We start from the raw sequence: 18,526 nt of genomic DNA on the forward strand, positions 1-18,526 counted from the left end.
CAGAAAGAATGGCCGGCACAAACAACGACGATGTCATTGCTCGCAATCGGTCATCTTGAAAAAGAAGGCGGAGGCCATTGGGCCTCCGCTTTCAACTCGTGCGTTCACCTGTCAGAGAGTACCGGCGCTCATCTCGCTGGCAATGTGATCCGCCTGACGGATCGCGAGAGCGACGATGGTGAGCGTCGGGTTCTCAGCCGCACCTGTCGTGAACTGGGACCCGTCGGATATGAACAGGTTCGTGATATCGTGCGTCTGCCCCCACCTGTTGACCACACCGTCACGCGGGTTTTCCGACATCCGGTTGGTGCCGAGATTGTGGGTCGACGGGTATGGCGGTGTCGGGAACGTACGTGTAGCACCGACAGCCTCATAAACTGCCTGCCCTTGTTTGTAGGCGTGGTTACGCATGGCGATATCGTTGGGATGGTCGCTGAAGTGGACGTTTGCGACCGGCAGACCCCATTGGTCCTTGACGTCGTGATTGAGCGTCACGCGGTTGGTTTCCTGGGGCATGTCCTCGCCGACGAGCCACATGCCGGCCATGTTTTCGTACTGGTCGAGTGCGGAAGTGAATTCACGTCCCCAGGCGCCCGGGTCAAGGAATGCAGCCATGAACGGAACACCGAGTGCAAGGGTTTCCATCTCGTAGCCGCCGACGAAACCACGGGACGGATCGTGACGCGACTCATCCTGTATGATCCCGGCCATCGTCGTGCCGCGCCACATCCTGACCGGCTTGTCGAAGACGGCGTATACGGACCCTGTCATGTGACGCATGTAGTTCCGGCCAACCTGTCCCGACGAATTCGCCAGACCGTCTGGAAACATTGAAGACGCCGAGTTCAAAAGCATACGCGGCGACTCGAACGAATTTCCGGCAACACACACGATGCGAGCTTTCTGCATGTGGAGGTTACCGTCCTTGTCGAAATATTCGACACCGGTCACCTTGCCGTCGTTGTTGTGCAGAATTCGGGCGACATGGGCGCGCTCTCGGACTTCCAGGTTGCCGGTCGCTTCGCCACGCGGAATGTCAGTATAGGCAGCCGACCATTTCGCGCCCCATTTGCAGCCCTGGAAACAAAAGCCGGTCTGCTGACATGGCAGGCGGTCATCGTAGTCTTCGGCATTGATTGCCATGCGTCCTGTATGGACGTCCTTGTACCCGAGTTCCCGGGCGCCTTTTTCGAAGACCAGATAGTTGTTGTTGCCAGGCAGACCCGGACGGCCGTTTGTGCGGGTGACCCCCAGCTTGTCTTCGGCCTTGGCGTACCACGGCTCCATTTCTTCCGCGCCGATCGGCCAGTCGAGCAGGTTTGCTCCCTGCACGTTGCCGTATGTTGTCGCGCCTTTCCATTCATGCGGCTGGAACCGCAGCGAAGCGCCCGCCCAGTGCGTGGTCGTGCCCCCCACCGCCTTGACGATCCAGGCGGGCAAGCCGGAAAAGTCCTTCGAAACACGCCAGTCACCGCTCGTGGTCCTCGGATCGACCCACGCAAGCTGTCCGAAACTCTCCCACTCGTCATTGACGTAGTCCTCGGGAAGATAACGTCCGCCGGCTTCCAGGGCGACAACACTGACGCCTTTCTGCGCAAGTTCGTTGGCAAGAACGCCGCCACCGGCGCCGGTACCGATTACGACAACGACAGTGTCGTCGTTGAGATCAAAAGGTGCAGCCATAGTTCTTTCCTCCCCTATGGCTCAAAGCCAGTTGATGTCGTTGAATCCACGGTCAACATAACCGCCCTTGGAGTAGCTCTCGCCTTCATATCCAAAGATCGGCCAAACCGCTTTCTGGTTGTAGAGGCCTGTTACCAGGCCACCGCGGATTTTCTGGAAAAAGTCGCTTTCCTCCATGTTGCGCAGGATATCCACCCGGTCGCGTTCCCAGCCCGTGTCAAGATATCCGGCATGGCCCCTGCCGCGTGCGGCGGCGTCCAGGACAGCGATGCCAGCCTCGATTTCATCGGAATGATCCGAATTGTCATAGCCTTGAACCGCGATCACATAAAACTCGTCCGCGATGCGGTCGTGCGGATAGATATCGCGTGCCATTTGCACAAGAGTCGCAAATGTTTCCGGCTTCAGGTTGCTAACCTCTGTGGCCCAGGCCGCATCCCGGGCAGCAATGAAACCGGATCCGATCACGAACGATGCACCCGCCACGCTGGCCCGCAACAGCAATTGCCTGCGGCTAAGGCCCTTCGGGCCGTCTGCCTTGTTCATTTCCTCTCCTCCCTCAAGTGATTATTTGAAACGGCCACCCCGCTCGAGAACCTCGATCTGGTATCCGTCCGGGTCCGCAACAAAGAAAAATCGTGCGACCAGCTCTCCGGCCGGCGCAAATTCGACGAGTTTTCTGGGATTGAGACCTTCCGCCTCGAAACGCGCATGTTCAGCGGCAAGATCTGTTACAGACACGGCCAAATGACCATATCCATTACCGAGCTCGTAAGGAGCAGATTGCCCCTTGTTCACGGTCAGCTCGAGTTCGAAATCACTTTCCGGGTTGCTCAGGTAGACGAGAGTGAACTCCGGAAAATCCAGCCGATCCTTGACGCCCAGACCAAAAGCCTTCTCGTAGAAGGTCAGTGAACGCGCTTCGTTCAGGACGCGGATCATCGAATGTATTGCCTTGGCCAAAAGACCATCCTCCCGCTGCTGTGACTGCGAGAAAGGCTAGAAGGCACAAGCCCGGGTAAGGTGGTATACCTATACCACCGAGAATTTATTCTCCGGCTCAGTCTCTTCAAAGGTTCTGGACGACATGTCGTGCATGGGAATTCCGGGATTGAGCTCGATGAATTTCAGGCAGGCACAGCGCAAAAGGGAAGTAAAATTGGTTGGTTCTCCACGCAGCTGAAGAACCTCCGAATGCAGCGTGGAAATGAACGTCGGCGTCGAGACGTTGTCGCGTCGGGCGATCTCGTCAATGATCTCCCAAAACGTGTTTTCCAGCCGTATGCTGGTACTTTGTCCGTTCAGGCGCATGCTGCGGGTCTGGCTGGCATACCGTTCGGGATCCTGTCCCGCAAAAATCTGACACATAGTGTTCCTCCCGGTGTCAGTTTATCGGCCGGCAAACATTTCAAACTTGCAGGCATCAAGGTTCGCTCGCGATCGGTACCATTATTATCCAGAGATTGCCCGAGCGCCAGTGTCCTAAAGAGCGAGACGGGAGGCAGGACTCAGCGCTTGCTCAATCTGCCGGTCATGCGCAAGCCATCACGTATGTTCAGACCCATAAGGGTCAGGTTCAATGCGCCTGCAAAGAGTTCAACGGCCTGAACCGCATAGAACACGGTGTCGAACTGGCCGGCTGACGCTCTGCCTTCCAGAAAGAAGGCGCATGGAACCAGGATCAAAAGCCCGTTCCCTGCGATGACAGGCATGCGCCTTTTCTTGGCCATGGTGAGTGGATCCGTTCTGGTAGCGCCCATCGCCATGCCCGAGCCACCTGCAACGATCAGTGCCGGTATCAAAATGAACATGCCCATCAGGATGGCGGACTTGACCCCGGCTACATCTGCGCCTGTCGCGAAAGTTTCCGAGATCACGGTCGAAGTCCAAAATATCAGGACCATGAGGAAGCCGAGGCCGCCAGCGGCGGCATGAATGCGGGTTTTCATCAGACTGCCTTTCAATGCAGGGTTTGGAATATCGAGGGGTATTCAGATTTATATAGCTTACTATATATTGTTGCGCTCCAGGCAATGCAAATCTAAAACGTCCTATGGAATTTGATCACAACACTTCAGCCGGGTATCTCATCAACCACGTGGCCCGTCTGTTCTTCGAAGGCCTGCGAAAGCGTATCGAACCCTTCGGCATTGTTCCCGGGCAGTTTCCCGCACTCCTGGCCCTATGGCAAAAGGACGGTCAGACTCAAAAAGAGTTGGTCGAAAAGCTTGATATTGAACAGGCAACCATGGCCAACACACTCAACCGGATGGAAAGGGACGGCCTTATCCTGCGAAAGGACCATCCAACCGATGGACGCGCAAAGATCATCTGGCTGACGCCAAAGGCAAACTCCATTCGGGATGACGCATATAGAGCTGCCTCAACGGTCAACGAGATGGCGCTCTCCGACCTGTCTCCTGATGAACGGAAACAGTTCATCGACACCATGCAGCGGGTCATTCGCACCTTTCACAAGGACTGAACAACCTTGATTTGCCTATCTTGACAACCGCTGCGTTGGGATAGCGGATTTCTCCAGAGTTGCATTGCCTTTCCGCGCATTTTTGCCGAAAGCAGAAATCTCTCGCCAGACACTTGAATAGCTCACTATGCAATAGTATATAGCTAGCTATTCAAATTGATGAAAGGAAACGCCGATGGCAAATTTTGAAGAACTCGACCGGGTCGTATCACTGGCAGATCAGATGAAAGCGGAGGACGGTCCGATCGTTTTGATCAATGTCTTTACGGTGGACGCGGGAGATGAGGAAGCCCTCGTCGCGGCATGGTCTCATGATGCTGATTTCATGAAGGCTCAACCGGGATACATCTCAACCCAGATGCATCAGGGCATCGCCGGCAGCACGACCTTTATCAACTACGCGATCTGGCAGGATGTCGAAAGTTTCCGAAATGCATTCACCAATCCGGAGTTTCAACGCCGAATTGCCGACTATCCCCCCAGCGCTGTCGCCAAACCTCATCTGTTCAGGAAAATAGGTGTTGCCAATCATTGTGTCGCTTGAGACAGGCAGTGACCTGGAATCCGGACGGATATTGCGGACCGTCCGGTCTCTGGCGCGTTGGCATCGGGACCCCGTGTCAGGAAAGCAAGGACGGCCCCTCGCCCCATCGACCGCCCTTGGCAACAGACCTGCTTGATGCGGCAATCGCGTAAGGTTCTGGAGACCGGGACGGTTGCGTTCGCCGCCTGGCAACTGGATGGCGGCGTCGCGGATGATGCGGACCTTGCATGAAAACATCCCTGTTCGGGACCAAGAACTGCCAGCAGTAGTAGACGTCAACGGACCATAAACCGCTGATGCGTGACCTGCATCACTTTCCCGCTATGCGATTAGCGTATGCTTTGAACTGTAGATTTTGCGCGACCTGTATTTTCACGACTTTGTATTTGAACAGGCATTGCAATGACCAGCGAACCCCTAAGCATCAACGAAAATCCGAGGCTCCAAAGCGCTGCGCGGAACGCTCCCCCCATGTTCAAAGGCGAGCGCGGGCAGGCAGTGGCCATACTTCAAAAAGCGTATGTGGAGGCCGGTTATCCGATGCCGGGTTCCATCCGCTCTGACGGTTCCGCAGACGGAATATTCGGCAAGGAAACCTACTCGGTCACGCGTCACTTTCAGATTGGGCAAGGGATTTCTGTCGACGGCATCGTCGGCCAGAACACATTGGGCGCCATGTCCAAATTGCTGGGCGGTACCGACCCGGGCAATAGACCGGTCTCCCCAAACCCGAACGCACCCGTTGTTCCGGTGAATCCCGGGGGTATCTTACCAGGTGGACCAACGGTTCCCAGGTCTCCGAGACCCTCCGTCCGGCCCAGCAAGCGGACACATTTCGCAGAAGGGAACATCGCAACCGGCTTCGACAAAACGGCGACGCCACCCTGGCAAATGGTACCGACATCCAGCAAACCGCTGAGCTCTGGAGGTGGCGGTGCGATCGTGAAGCTTTTCAACGGCGAAGGTCTCACCGTGACAAGCAACAACGACCTCATAAAAGTCCACGAACTTCCGATCAGTTTCAAAGATGAATGTCGCCGGTTCCTCCTCACCGGTGAAGTCGACGGCGCTCGCGCCATGATCGAGGCACGCACCGGTTCTCTGACGGTTGCTCGAATGGAAGCTGAAACCACAAAGCCATATGTGTTGACGGTCGACTTTTACATGGTGAGCGACAAGGTCCGCAAAACGTCACGCCCTGTCAGTGAGCTGGCCAAGCTCGTGAACGACACCAGTCAACTGCTCGCCCAACAGTGCAACATCCACCTCAAAAAGCAGTACACATATCCGGAATACAAGGTTGATGCCGATCTTGGCGAAGTCATTCTCGTGCGAGACATGCAGAAAAGATACGAGACGCAAGACGTCTATCTGATCTTTCAAGGTTGCCGAAACACTGCCGATCTCAATGTTTTCTGCGTTTGGGAATACGAGATGAATGCGGAAAATGCCGCGAGGGGCGATGTTCATACGGGCCTTCACTTCGGCCAGGGCCGCATCCTCATCGAGGACGACTACATTACCGACAGCGTCAACAAGAAGGTCGGCAAATGGACGCTTATGCACGAAGCCGGCCATGCCCTCGGCCTCAAACACAAAGATGGAACGATCATGGCGGATATCGGTCAGACCAAGACGTCATATCTGCGCAAGACCCAAATCCATAAAATGTGGAAGAGCGCCGGGAAAACAGCAAAAAAATAGGTTTACTGACGCGTTTGTTCTTAACTTGATGAATGAGAAAGGCTTATTAAGCCATGTATTCGCAAGGGATTATTCGACTAAGGAACGCGGCGTGCAATTCCTCTCCGATCACCAGGGGTGAACGGGGTGCCGGTGTCGCGTTGCTCCAAGGCGCATATGTAGCACTCGGCCACGCGATGCCTGGTTCAACCGGGGCAGACGGTGCACAGGACGGGATTTTCGGCAAAGAGACCGACGCGGTTACCCGGCATTTTCAATCAAGACACGGCCTGGCAGTCGACGGTGACGCAGGAAAGGAAACCATCGGGCGCCTCAATTCAGAGCTCGGTGGGGCACTCCTCGACGACCCGGCACCCAGGCCGAATGGCCCGCACCCGAAGGTTCCCACACCGGTGAACCCGGATCCCCAAAGACCCGCTCCCAAACGTGTGGTACCGGTCCACCCGTTTCCCACACCGACCCGCCCTAAGACACCTACGACGGACGGTCACCGGCCGCGCTTTGTTGCCGGCAGAGCGCTCAACGGTTTTGATGGAAGGAGCGAGCCGCCCTGGCAGATGGTGCCCGCGAACGGAAATCGCATCGTTCAACTCCTCGGCGGGCAGGACCTCACGGTTACATCCTTGGACCCTGCCGTCACCGTAACGGAGATCCGGCCAAGGGCGATCACCAAAAGCCGGCTGTTTCTCCTGTCCGGTCAGCCAGGACTCGTCGGCCTCAAGGACCGACGGATCGTTGCACGAGACGGCAGCGGTCAGGTCAAGGCGCAACTCCTCGTCGACATCGTTCGCGACTTTTCCGTCAAGGTTACATTCCACCTCGTACAGGACGAGCATGGGGGCTCGGTACGGTCAGCGGCTGACGTTGCAGCGAGTCTGGAAACTGCGAACCGCATACTCTTTGGTCACGCGAACATTCATCTCCACGCACATGACATCAGCCATGTCGATCATATCTTCGGCAAAGCAGTCAACTACATCGAAGCCAGGGAAAAGAAAGAAGACGATGCCGACGAGTGGGACTACCTCGACACCTACCGGGATCCCACCGCGGACATAAACGTATTTTTCGTCAATAACATTCTGACCTACAAGGAGGAGGCACAGAACAAAAAACTGGTAGCATACGGTGTTACGAGCGGCACGTCGCCAACCATCCTGATCAGAGATCCAACCAAGTACCGTCGCGCTTTCGCAGCAGGCGAAGTCCTGGCTCACGAAGTCGGTCACGCCCTTGGTCTGGACCATCCCGAAGCGATCAACCTGCCGACATTAGGGCCCGGTTTCATGGTCGTACCGATCGACCCACATTTTGGGCAGATCGTGGGTAGCAAGAACCTGATGATGCCGACAATCAGTGAAGTCGATGCGCACAACAACGTTATCAAGACAGACTTCACCCTGATCCGAGGCCAAGTCCGGAAAATGCACCAGAAAGCGACATTGCTGGGCATTGCAAGCGCTCCCGCGCTCACAAACACAAATGTAGCGCTTCCCGGGTGACCGGGGACATCACCAGACATTCTGGCGTCTGCAGGGTGTGCAAGGGTCACTTACGGGGGTCCCGTCGCCTTTTGCCAATCGTTGTATCGGTTGAAGCGGGCGGATTGCCTGCGTGAATTCGATAATCAGGAACTGCTTTCCGTCATCACCCCAACATGGATCTGAAGAGACGGGAAAGTACAAGGTCAGCGCTTGAGAGCAGGAGGGCGGTCTCTCGATCAGTGTTCGCTGCAACAAACATCATGCAGGTGCCTGCTTTCAGTGGTCATCCGAGCTCCAGGTCTGGCCCGGTTTTTTTTATCAATGAAATTTGCTGCATGATCTCGTCGTGCCCTTCCGCGACCAGCAGGTTCAGAGAAGCCAAGTCGCTGATGTGATGGGCGGCCCGGAACCCAATTTTGTCCTTTGTTGCAACTGCTATGACCTTTTGTCCCGCCGCAATCATTGCTGCTTTGAAAAGAGCCTCATCGTAGTAGGGCGTCGTCAGCCCCAGTTCTGCATCAATCCCGTGCACACCGGTAAAACAGATATCGGCATGAAGACGCTGGACGGCATCCAGAACGGCGGCACCCGTCGTCATCTGGCTGCGTGGGTCAAACACTCCACCGAGCAGAATGATCTCGACATTCGGATTTTCACTCAGCGACGCCGCAATCCGAGGACTGTTGGTGATCGCTGAAAATGCCAATGTCTTTGGAATTTGCGTGGCAATCGCAAGGTTGGTGGTTCCCCCGTCAAATAGAACGACCTGTCCTTCAAGAACGTGAGCCGCGGCCAACCTGGCAAGCCGCGCCTTGGTGCCTGCGGATATCTTGTAGCGGGAATTGAATGGCTGCGACGCTGAAGAGACCGGCAGAGCTGCTCCATGAACACGTTGAATGAGCCCCTCAGCTGCCAACTCCCTGAAATCGCGCCGGGCCGAGTCTTCCGAAATGTCGAAGCGAACGGCCAGCTGGGTGGTCGTCAACCGGCCTGATTCCTGTAGTGATTTCAGGATGTAACGCCGCCGTTCATCCGGACTAGCAGGTGATTGCATCGACAAATCCTCACGTTTATTGCGTTTTTATGCACGAATCGGCATAAATACGCAATGCATATTCAAACGCAAAATGGAGGCATACACTTGAGTGATGTTTTGGTTTTCAAGGGGGACCTCGTCCTTCCTGATCGAATTCTGGAAGGCGGTCACGTTGCATGCAGAAATGGTCGGATCACCCATGTCGGCGTCGAAAACCCGTTCAGGAACGTTGAATCGATAGAGGGGAAATACATATCTCCGGGGTATGTCGATATCCACGTTCACGGCGGTGCAAACGCAGACTACATGGACGGTGACAGCGATGCCGTGTTGACCAGCAACAGGTGTCATGCACGCCATGGAACAACGACCCTGTTTCCAACCACAACGACAGGGACCAGACAAGAGCTGGATGCAATGACTTCCGCATGTCAGGCGGTACAAAATTCCTGGCGATCCAGCGATGGTGCGCGGATCGCCGGTGTTCATTTCTACGGTCCATATTTTGCTGAAGACAAGGTCGGCGTGCATCCGGTCGAAGGTCGACGTGACCCTGTCCGCGAGGAGTATGAGTACTTTCTCAGAAAGAGCATCGTGCGGATCGCAACCTGTGCGGCAGAATTGCCAGGTGCTTTGGACTTTTACAGGTTTGCCCAAAGGTTCGGCTGTTTCATTACGTGCGGGCATTCCAATGCGCACTGGGGAGAACTCGAACGCGGTTTTGCCGAAGGTGTCCGCCACGTCGATCACTTTTGGTGCGCCATGAGTTCAGTATCCTCTTTGAGAGCCCGATTTGGTACGCCGATGCGCGCAGGCATGGAGCAATACGTCCTGCACAACGAGGACATGAGCACGGAAGTCATCGCGGACGGATATCATCTCTCCGACGAACTTCTGAAATTTGCCTATGACATGATCGGTCAATATCGACTTTGTCTGGTGACCGACGCCAATCGAGCGCTTGATTGCCCGCCGGGTGAATACCGGTTTGGCCCGCAAGGGTCAGGAAGTATCGTTATCAGTGACGGGAATACGGTCAGCGACCCAAACGGCGGGCTCGCAAGTTCCATGCATGGGATGGATCACATGGTAAGAACAATGGCCAGTGCCACCAGCGCCCCCCTCCATACGACAATAAGGATGGCGAGCCTGACTCCGGCGGAACTTGCGGGTATTTCTGCAGATCACGGAAGTCTTGAGGTCGGCAAGACCGCTGACGTGTTGCTCTTGTCAGACGATCTTGAGATAGAAGAGGTCTATCTGGGTGGCGAGAAGTTTGATCTCCAAGATGGCGGCAAAACTCCAGGCTGAACTGCGGATCCTGACAATTCACGGCGTAACATGGGTCATGCAATATGGACTTTAAGCCCTTGTTCACGCAATGATGTCCAAAGCCGCTCCAGGACGGAACCTGCTGCCGACACGACAGACGCAGATATTCACGCCGATGGTTTCGTTTGCGGGCACCGCCGGTCGGTTGCCTGCTCCGAAGCGGGTTACGCTGTGACCCGCCAATGAGACATTCAGGGTTGCTTCACGGAGACCGGATCATGTTGCTGAGGACACTGACGGTTGTCGCTGTGCTTCTGTTTGCCAATCAATCGGCTGCAGAGGAGTTTGACTACATTGACCGGCTGTCGAACACGGTTACGACGACGCATGAAGCTGCTTACAAGATCAAGATCAGTGAACCCTTTCGGTCATTGGGAGAACTGCACCATCGCCAGGAAAGCAACGGGCACATGTTCCGGGTGTCTTTTTCAGCCTTTTCGAACGGACCCGACATCATCCTGATTCATGCCGAGACGCTGGAAGATGCCAGCGGCATGTTGAATTACGATCACCTTCCAGCCGGCGAGATCAACGGCGTCACGGTCGGTCTGCGCGAACAATGTCTCCCCAAGGAGGCAGAAGCTTCCCTTGCCGGCAATCGCGAAGCATTGTTCACGAGGGATCAGGGGTTCGAACTTCAGCTGCCTTTCTTGCTGATGCAACACCTCATTGCGTCGGAAGACGGCAATGCGGAACTTGTCCTCTCCTATGGCCGGCACGTCGAAGACTGTGCTGAAATCTCAGATGCTTTCAGGTCCGAAACACAGGCACGTATAGCGCGCGCCATCGAACTCGAACCAATTCCGGATTAGCTGGCACCCCGGCCCGTATTTGCCGCCTGTTCCGCTTTCCCAAGATTTGCTCATCCTGCAAGATCCCGTTTTCGGCTTGATCTTGTATTGGGTTGCCGGATGTAAGCAGATCAGAGTTCGGTTTATGTGACCAATTCAGGCTCGGTGTAAATGCCCTGATGCCGACGGGCCCTGTCCGCCCAATATTCGACATCTATCCGAAAGCATATGAAGCGGAATTTTGTTCTCTAGGTCGAGACGTGTGAAACGTTCTTGTCCGGAGAATAAATGTCCAGGATGTTCCAATGACCTGTGGTCGGGGTCGGGTTGTTGATCATAGGAACGTCCAGAACTGTCGGTTTGCCGTTTGCAATCGCTTCCCGGATTGCCGGTAACAGCGCGTCGGCGCTGTCGATCCTGATGCCTGTCGCCCCGTAGGCGCGCGCAATCCGGGCGTAGTCCGGTCCATGTTCGGGAACGGCCGCGGATCCCGGGAAAGTCGTGCCATAGGTCAACCCGTAATGTGCCTTTTGCAGTCCGGCGATGGTGCCGAAGGCATTGTTGTTCATCACCAGCCAGATGATCCCGAGATCCAGTTCAACCGCCGTCGCCAGCATGGATGGATTCTGGCCAAAGCCGCCATCTCCTACAAGGCTGATAACGACACGATCGGGGGCGGCCAACTTGGCGCCGATTGCGCCCGGAGGCCCGAAACCCATCGTCGCAAAGCCACCGGGTGTCAGGACGGACCCGGGTGTCAGAATGTCGAACTGCTGGCCGACACCATTCTTGTTCCAGCCCACATCCGTCGTGATGATCGCATCGTCCGGCAGGGCGTTGCGTGTGTCGGCCAGAATGCGCTCCGGCATCATCGGAAAGTCAGCAGAGGTTGCCATCTCCCGATTGGATGCCTTGAAGTCCTTTCTGGATTCGTTGATTTTCCGAACGAGTTCGGGTCGTTCAAACCCGTCGGGATACATTTCCTTCGCAACGCGGCTCAACACGCGCAGAGCAGACTTCGCGTCGGCGACAACACCGATCTCCGTCGGGTAATTGCGACCGATCTCGGAGGGTTCAATGTCGATGTGAATGACCTTCGTGCCGGGAATGTTGAACGTGTAACCGGGATACCAGCTGGAACAGTCGGCTTCCTTGAAGCGTGTTCCCACCGCAAAGATGTAGTCCGCTTCCAGGCAGGACTGATTGACCAGGCTGGTTCCCCAAAATCCCGTCATGCCAAGTACGAGCGGATGATCGTCGCGCAAGGCACCCTTCCCCATCAGGGAATGGGCGACCGGCAACCCCATATGATCGACGAAGTCTCTCAGTTCCTCGCTCGCTTCTGCGAGCAGGACACCGCCACCGACATAGGCCACCGGGTTTGCAGCCTCTGCCAGACGCTTCACGATTGTTCGCGCGGTTTCATCGTCGATCGAGGGCTTCACCAGAGCCCGCGTGTTGGAGGCGATCCTGTCGAAGCTTTCAGTGGAAATCCGCTCGCTGAAAATGTCCATCGGGACGTTCACCAGAACCGGTCCGGGTTGTCCGCTTTCCGCAAGATGAAAGGCTTTCTCCAGGATTTCAGCCATCAGATCTGCCCTGTCCACACGCCAGGCACGTTTGACAAAGGGCCGATAGATCTCCCACTGCGCCGCATCGGCGTGCAGGTTGACTTCCTGATGCGGGTGCTTGCCGTAGTAGTGGGTCGGGATATCCCCGGCAATCACAACCATCGGAATGCAGTCCAGTGCCGCATTGGCAACGCCCGTGGCACAGTTCGTCAGACCTGGAGACAGGTGGGACAGAACAACGGACGCTTTTCCCGTGACCCGCGCATACGCGTCGGCAGCGTGACTGGCGATCTGTTCATGGCGCACCGTCACGAAATCGATCGGGCTTTCCGACAAGGCTGCTAGAACCGCAATATTGGTGTGCCCGCACAAACCGAATACGTGGCGGACGTTGCGGCGTTCCAGAAAATCGACGATGTGTTCCGCAACGGTTTTGTGTTGCATGCTGAGGGCATCCATCACGCAACCTCCCGACCGTAAAATTCACCGAAGAGCTCTTCGTCCGAAGGCCGGTCTTCCGGGATCGGCCGACTGACCCACGTGTAGTTCATCATGTGCTTCAAGGAGACGTTTTCGTTGGTGATATTGCCTCCCCAGATGCCGCACCCCAACGAACTTGTCATCGGCATGCCGTTGGTGAAACTGCCGGCATTGGCTTTGGACTGCGGCTGACGCACCATCATCCGGCTGACCGGCGCAAGCCGCGCAAGCCGGTCGATGTGGTCATCGTCATGGCTGTAAATGCCACAGGAATGCCCCTTGCCCCCGACCTCGTAGATCCGGCTGACCGTTTCGAGTGCATCGTCGAAGGTCCTGAAATGATAAAGCGCCATCAGCGTCGTGAGCTTTTCCTTGCAGAACCTGTGTTGCGGACCGATCTGGCCCTGGTTCTCGACCATCAGAAACGTCCGGTCGTCGGGTATGGAGAAACCGGCGACTTCCGCGGTCTGCTGCGGGCCGCAGGCAATGGTGGGAAATGTTCTGTTTCCCTTTTCATCCCACATTGCCTTTTCAAGCAGCGCCTTTTCTTCATCGCTGCACAGGTAGCCGCCTTCGGCTTCGAGCGCCTTGACCATCTTTTCGTAGACGGAAGCCTGAATGATGATGTTGCCGTCCGCCGAGCATCCAGACCCGAAATCGCTTGTCTTGGACATTCTTGTGTTGCGGGCCGCGATATCGAGATCGGCGGTCTCGTCAATCACGATGGAAGAGTTCCCCGCCCCCACACCGAATGCAGGTTTGCCACTGGAATAGGCCGCCTTGACCATTGGCTTGCCACCGGTTGCGAGCGTCAGGTCACAGATCTCCATCAAATGTTGGGTCAGCGGAATGGACGGATGCGTGATGCACTGGAACAGGTCCTGCGGCGCGCCGACAGCTTTGCAGGCGGAACGCAGAACGTCCGTCATCCGGGCGGTTGTCTGCCTGCTTCGCGGGTGCGGTGAGAAGATCACGGCGTTGCGTGCCTTGGCGGCATAAATACCCGTGACCGGAGGAGTCAACGCCGGATTGGTCATCGGGATCAGCGACGCGATTACGCCAGCGGGCTTTGCGTACTTGACCAGGCCACGAGCTTCGTCCACCTCCACGATGCCAGTCGATTTCTGACGCAGGGCATCCCTCAGAACCCCATAGATCTTGAAACGTTTTCCAGGCCGTCCAGCACGATCGCCAATGCCGCTTTCGTCAACACCCTGCTGCGCGAGTTGTGTGAAGGTTTTTTCATTGCCGGCATACCAGCCGATCGCCTGTGCCAGCCTGTCCAGGTCTTCCTGGCTCCAGTGTTCGATCTCGGCCATTGCCGCGCGTGCGCGTGCCAGCATGCCTGCGGCCAGGCCCCGGTCTTCTTCAGTGAGCTCTTTGCCCATAACTTTCCTCTTTGAATTGCAGGTGAACGAGGTCGGCGGCCCGGCGTTGCGACCGCACGGCCCCGAATTTCTGTTTGGCGTGTTGAAGACAGCGGCGGGCGTGTTCCTCGTAGCCGAGTTCCGCGATGCGCGCCGTGTTTGGAAGTTCTATGGAAAAGTCGACGGGTGGCATTCGTTCGATGATGCCGGCAAAATCGATCCAGCCTTCGCCCGGATAGAGCCGCGCATCGCGCGCAAGCTGGATCATTCCTTCCCTGGTATCGGCAATACCCGGCAGGCAATCGGAAATGTGAAGGAAGTGCAGAAGGTCGGACGGAACGTGGAGCAGTTCACCTATGTCGACGCGGCTCAGGTGGAGATAAAGCGTGTCCACAAGAATACCGCCATTCGGCCTGTCGGCGGCCCTGACGATATCAAGCACCTCATCGAGCGTCCTCAAACGGGAGAAGGACGGAAATTCCAGATCCACCGTCAATCCGTACGGTTCGGCCAGATCGCAGGTTTCGCCATAAACGTCGACCAGGAAATTCCTGTCGTCACGGGTCGGCGTCCAGGCACTCATGATCATGCGTTTCGCACCGAGTTCCCCTCCAAGTTCAAGGGCACGCTCGAAGCTGCGCGGATCACAATCTTCTGTTATCCGCGCCAACTCAATATCAAGGACTTTCAGACCCGTAGTTGAAAGTGCCGTCTTGGCGGCTTGTACCTGTGCCCGGTTGACCGGTGACTGTGTGAATTCACCGTCAACATGCATCGGGATCAAACGCGGTGAAACGGCGTCATATCCTGCCCGCGCCGCGATATAGATCAGCTCAGGAACCGTGGCGCTGATCAGCGTCAGGTGGGCGAGCGAATAAAGCGGCGTTTCCTGTATCGCCAGGACTTTCGCGGTCATGAAATGGCTCCGTAGTACGGCTTGCAGATTTATCCTGCGTTTTTAAAAATATCTGATATTTTTATATTTATCAAATATTTTTATTCACCCGCCAGGTTTTCCCGATTTTGACCGGATCCAGTGACCACAATGTCTGATTAACTCGGATGTGGAGCCAAACGAGTTTCCAGCGGCGACGTCGGGCAGGCAAGCATTCCCTCACCTGCATCAAGTGGCACCGGCCGCACTCTCATGGAGATTCCGACCGGCAAAACCGGTGACGCGATCAGGTAAATTTCATTATATTTTTCAGTGAAGTATCATCAATTTGACTACGTGTGGCCAGATCGAGTCGAAAGCCCTGAACAGGCTCACTCAGAATGATCCCCAGGATCATATTCAGGAAGGAAACGGGGTGGCATCGGCCCCTTGTTGCGGCCGCCCTGGTTCATCTGTTCCCAGGAATGGGCAAGAATGCCGACGGATCGCGACAGACAGAACAGCCCCCGTGACAGCGGAGAGGGAAACCCGAGTTCGCAGAAGATGACGGCAGTGGCACCGTCAATGTTCATGGCGATCGGAGTGCCACGCGCACGTCCGAGTTCTGCCTGAACGGCTTCTCCGATATCAGCGTAACGTCCTGACACGGTTCCCTCGCTGGCCGCCGCCCGGACCAAGGCCATCAACCGAGGTGCGCGTGGATCTGTCGGCTTGTGAAAACGATGCCCGAAGCCTGAGACGATCTTTCCGTATTCGGACCGCCAGTTGTCGAGGCCTTCCTGGACGGCATTGATAAGCACTGTTCCCTCATCAAGGCGCCTGGAAATGTCATAATAAAGTTCGGCGCATTGCTCGCCGGCACCGCCATGAACGTCGCCCAACATGTTGACGCCGGTTGCAATTGCGTTGTTCAGGCCCAGTCCACATGTCGACGCCATCCGGGCGGCCGCGATCGAAGGCGCCTGGGGCCCATGATCGACTCCAGCAACGAGAGCCGCCTCGAACAGGCGCGCCTCCGCCTCGCTTGGCGTTCCGCCACGCACCATCAACCAGATCATTTGCGGAAAGCTGACGTTCCCGATGAGTTCCTCGATCGGTGTCCCGCGAAAGGCAATCTTGCCCGGCTCCATCTCTATGATGGACGTGCGCCACCAGTGCCGGATTGCATCCGCATCCGTGCTCATGCTTCGCTTCCTTCTCATTTCCGGTTTTCGTCTGCCCTGCAGATCAACATGACAATCATCTTCAATCAACAAATACACCGCTGCAATGCTGTCTTCATCAAAGCGCACTTATGCCTTGCGCTGACACTTCAGTTGCGCCGCCAACCGCATCGACGCATTGGTTGCTCCGTATCCCTGGTAACCCGCCCGTCTCTCGACAATCTCGAAAAAGAAACCGTTGAAGATTGGCCGACTGTAAATCTGGAAATACTCGGCGTCTCCCAGTCGTTCATAGAGGATATTCCCGGCTCGCATTCTATCAACCAGCTCCGGATCCAGTGCATATCGGACACGCAGGTCCTCATAGTAATTCTCGGACACTTCGAGCCTTGCGAAATCCTGACCGTCAAGCGTCGCGGAAGTCTCGAATATGTCGTCCGTCAGAAATGCGATGTGCTGGACGCCGGCTCCAATACGATCCGCGAGGAAGGTTGCTGCAAATGTTTTCTGCCCGACAGCACCATTGAGATTCAGCCTCAACTCTCCCTCCGGAGATTCAACGGGCTGAGAATGTATGATGCCCGACGGATCCGCCACGCTGACGATCTCCGATTTCCGCATGTCGAACGTCGTCGCATAATAGAGAAGCCAACTCCTCATTTCATCATCCGCCATCGTCTGGGCAACGTGGTCGATGCGTCTGAGTCCGGCCGGGGGGATGGCTGCTGTTTTTTGGACCGGTTCGAACTCGATGTCCCACACGCGATGCAGGTTGGACCTTTCATCGATGAAGTGAACGACCGACCCGCCAACGCCACGAATGGCAGGAATGTCCAGTTCGCCCGTCCCCACCGGTTGAGAATAGAGCTCCGTTCCGAGCGCCGTCGCACGTTCAACCGCCAGTTTTGAATCGTCCACCCGAATCCCCATGTCGCAAACACAGGGGCCGTGATTGGCAAACGCAGAACGCGCATAACCGCTTTCGTCGGAATTGACGACAATATTGATTGCCCCCTGACGAAGCAGCTCGACCGACTTGGCGATATGCCGCCGCTCCATTCTGAAACACATCGATACCAGAACAGCCACCAGTTGCTTGTGAGTGGTTTCATCGACTGCGAATTCGATAAACTCGATGCCGCGAACCCGGCTTCTTGCCGGCAGACCGGGAGCCGGCAAGGAAATACCGGGCTCCGACCCGAAGGCTTCATCCAGCAAGGACACAAGCGCTCTGTATCCGTCACGGGTGAGCTGTTCGGCGCTCGTTGCCTGCCCCTGTTCTCCGACACGTGCGATAGACCAGGCTTCCTGATATCCAGCGCGTGCGAGCACCTTGACAAAGCCGTTCAAATTCAGCCGTCCAAGACCCGGCAACATGCCGAATTGCCGCTTCAACATCCTGATGTCGGTATCCAGTCGTGGCGCGTCGCTCAGCTGGACGTGAAATATCTTTCCGCCGTCGAGGTCACGCAAATCCGCAGGTCGCCGCCCCCCCGCCAGGGAGAAGTAACTGTTGAGCGCGAGACCGAAATTCGACTGCCCGACAGCATCGACGATTTTGCGCGCATCGCTGTCGTGCGTGATCCGCTGTGCCCAGGGCAAGGCCAGATAGGCAAGCCGAATGTCACGATTTGCAGCCAACTCCGCTGCCCGGGCCAGGTCATCCGCAATCCTTGAAAATTCGACACCATCCTTCATGACCCTGGCGGATCCAACCAGCAGAAGGTCCGTGCCCAGAGCTCCCATAAGATCGAATTTCGCCTCCAGACGATCGAATTCAGCAGCCTGGTTTTCCTGCCCTTCCAGATTCCGGAACGGTTGTAGCAGCCCGATCTCAAGTCCCAGTTCCTGTGCCATCGCGCGAATGTCGGACGCAGAGCCGTAAAACCCGGTGAAATCGGGTTCGTGCAATTCCGCGCTCTTGAAACCGGCAGAAGCAATCGCCCGAAGTTTGTCCGGCAAGTCTCCCGGGACCGATGTTGTCGCCATGC

At 56.2% G+C, this 18,526-nt stretch carries 17 protein-coding genes; 6 read left to right on the forward strand and 11 right to left on the reverse strand.

Annotation, left to right across the window (positions count from 1 at the left end; translation table 11 throughout):
- Window positions 1-111: 111 nt before the first annotated feature.
- The 5 genes from LA5095_RS17155 to LA5095_RS17175 all read right to left on the reverse strand — a co-directional run bounded on the left by LA5095_RS17155 (window position 112) and on the right by LA5095_RS17175 (window position 3,632).
- Window positions 112-1,683 (reverse strand): GMC family oxidoreductase, encoded by a 1,572-nt coding sequence (locus tag LA5095_RS17155; protein WP_055117122.1) that lies wholly within the window; start codon window positions 1,681-1,683, stop codon window positions 112-114.
- 21 nt (window positions 1,684-1,704) lie between these two features.
- On the reverse strand, window positions 1,705-2,229 hold the full coding sequence (locus LA5095_RS17160) for a twin-arginine translocation pathway signal (protein ID WP_055117124.1): 525 nt from the start codon (window positions 2,227-2,229) through the stop codon (window positions 1,705-1,707).
- Window positions 2,230-2,250: 21 nt separating this feature from the next.
- Entirely contained in the window at window positions 2,251-2,646 is a 396-nt protein-coding gene (locus LA5095_RS17165; protein ID WP_055117126.1) for a VOC family protein, read from the reverse strand.
- Window positions 2,647-2,715: 69 nt separating this feature from the next.
- Window positions 2,716-3,051 carry a ribbon-helix-helix domain-containing protein gene (locus LA5095_RS17170; protein ID WP_082442864.1) on the reverse strand — a complete coding sequence of 112 codons (336 nt, stop codon included), beginning with the start codon at window positions 3,049-3,051 and terminating at the stop codon, window positions 2,716-2,718.
- 140 nt (window positions 3,052-3,191) lie between these two features.
- Entirely contained in the window at window positions 3,192-3,632 is a 441-nt protein-coding gene (locus tag LA5095_RS17175; protein ID WP_055117128.1) for a hypothetical protein, read from the reverse strand.
- Between the two features lie 104 nt (window positions 3,633-3,736).
- Here LA5095_RS17175 and LA5095_RS17180 point away from each other — a divergent pair, with 104 nt between their 5' ends.
- The 4 genes from LA5095_RS17180 to LA5095_RS17195 all read left to right on the forward strand — a co-directional run bounded on the left by LA5095_RS17180 (window position 3,737) and on the right by LA5095_RS17195 (window position 7,918).
- Window positions 3,737-4,168, forward strand: a complete 432-nt coding sequence (locus tag LA5095_RS17180) for a MarR family winged helix-turn-helix transcriptional regulator (RefSeq protein WP_055117130.1) — start codon at window positions 3,737-3,739, stop codon at window positions 4,166-4,168.
- Between the two features lie 175 nt (window positions 4,169-4,343).
- Window positions 4,344-4,712, forward strand: a complete 369-nt coding sequence (locus tag LA5095_RS17185; protein WP_029063243.1) for an antibiotic biosynthesis monooxygenase family protein — start codon at window positions 4,344-4,346, stop codon at window positions 4,710-4,712.
- 402 nt (window positions 4,713-5,114) lie between these two features.
- Window positions 5,115-6,416: a peptidoglycan-binding domain-containing protein gene (locus LA5095_RS17190; protein ID WP_055117132.1), complete on the forward strand. Its 1,302-nt coding sequence runs from the start codon at window positions 5,115-5,117 to the stop codon at window positions 6,414-6,416.
- A 53-nt stretch (window positions 6,417-6,469) separates the two neighbouring features.
- Window positions 6,470-7,918: a peptidoglycan-binding protein gene (locus LA5095_RS17195; protein ID WP_082442865.1), complete on the forward strand. Its 1,449-nt coding sequence runs from the start codon at window positions 6,470-6,472 to the stop codon at window positions 7,916-7,918.
- 265 nt (window positions 7,919-8,183) lie between these two features.
- Here the strand turns inward: LA5095_RS17195 and LA5095_RS17200 are convergent, their stop codons facing one another.
- Window positions 8,184-8,954 (reverse strand): DeoR/GlpR family DNA-binding transcription regulator, encoded by a 771-nt coding sequence (locus LA5095_RS17200; protein ID WP_055117136.1) that lies wholly within the window; start codon window positions 8,952-8,954, stop codon window positions 8,184-8,186.
- 87 nt (window positions 8,955-9,041) lie between these two features.
- Here LA5095_RS17200 and LA5095_RS17205 point away from each other — a divergent pair, with 87 nt between their 5' ends.
- Both LA5095_RS17205 and LA5095_RS17210 read left to right on the forward strand, forming a co-directional pair.
- Window positions 9,042-10,247 (forward strand): N-acetylglucosamine-6-phosphate deacetylase, encoded by a 1,206-nt coding sequence (locus LA5095_RS17205; protein ID WP_199485840.1) that lies wholly within the window; start codon window positions 9,042-9,044, stop codon window positions 10,245-10,247.
- A 239-nt stretch (window positions 10,248-10,486) separates the two neighbouring features.
- Window positions 10,487-11,080 carry a hypothetical protein gene (locus LA5095_RS17210; protein ID WP_055117140.1) on the forward strand — a complete coding sequence of 198 codons (594 nt, stop codon included), beginning with the start codon at window positions 10,487-10,489 and terminating at the stop codon, window positions 11,078-11,080.
- Between the two features lie 227 nt (window positions 11,081-11,307).
- Here the strand turns inward: LA5095_RS17210 and LA5095_RS17215 are convergent, their stop codons facing one another.
- The 5 genes from LA5095_RS17215 to LA5095_RS17235 all read right to left on the reverse strand — a co-directional run bounded on the left by LA5095_RS17215 (window position 11,308) and on the right by LA5095_RS17235 (window position 18,524).
- Window positions 11,308-13,074, reverse strand: coding sequence for a thiamine pyrophosphate-binding protein (locus LA5095_RS17215; RefSeq protein WP_208992745.1), 1,767 nt, complete (start codon window positions 13,072-13,074; stop codon window positions 11,308-11,310).
- 14 nt (window positions 13,075-13,088) lie between these two features.
- The gene (locus LA5095_RS17220; protein ID WP_055117144.1) at window positions 13,089-14,498 is read right to left on the reverse strand and encodes an aldehyde dehydrogenase family protein; all 1,410 of its coding nucleotides are present in this window, start codon (window positions 14,496-14,498) and stop codon (window positions 13,089-13,091) included.
- Window positions 14,479-15,393, reverse strand: a complete 915-nt coding sequence (locus tag LA5095_RS17225; RefSeq protein ID WP_055117146.1) for a sugar phosphate isomerase/epimerase family protein — start codon at window positions 15,391-15,393, stop codon at window positions 14,479-14,481. Before LA5095_RS17225 ends, LA5095_RS17220 begins: the two co-directional genes overlap by 20 nt.
- A 350-nt stretch (window positions 15,394-15,743) precedes the next feature.
- Window positions 15,744-16,556: a citryl-CoA lyase gene (locus LA5095_RS17230; RefSeq protein WP_055117994.1), complete on the reverse strand. Its 813-nt coding sequence runs from the start codon at window positions 16,554-16,556 to the stop codon at window positions 15,744-15,746.
- A gap of 108 nt (window positions 16,557-16,664) precedes the next feature.
- Entirely contained in the window at window positions 16,665-18,524 is a 1,860-nt protein-coding gene (locus LA5095_RS17235; RefSeq protein WP_208992746.1) for a bifunctional sugar phosphate isomerase/epimerase/4-hydroxyphenylpyruvate dioxygenase family protein, read from the reverse strand.
- Window positions 18,525-18,526: the final 2 nt, after the last annotated feature.

Source organism: Roseibium album, from assembly GCF_001404515.1.
In the GTDB taxonomy this organism is placed as follows: Bacteria; Pseudomonadota; Alphaproteobacteria; order Rhizobiales; family Stappiaceae; genus Roseibium; species Roseibium album.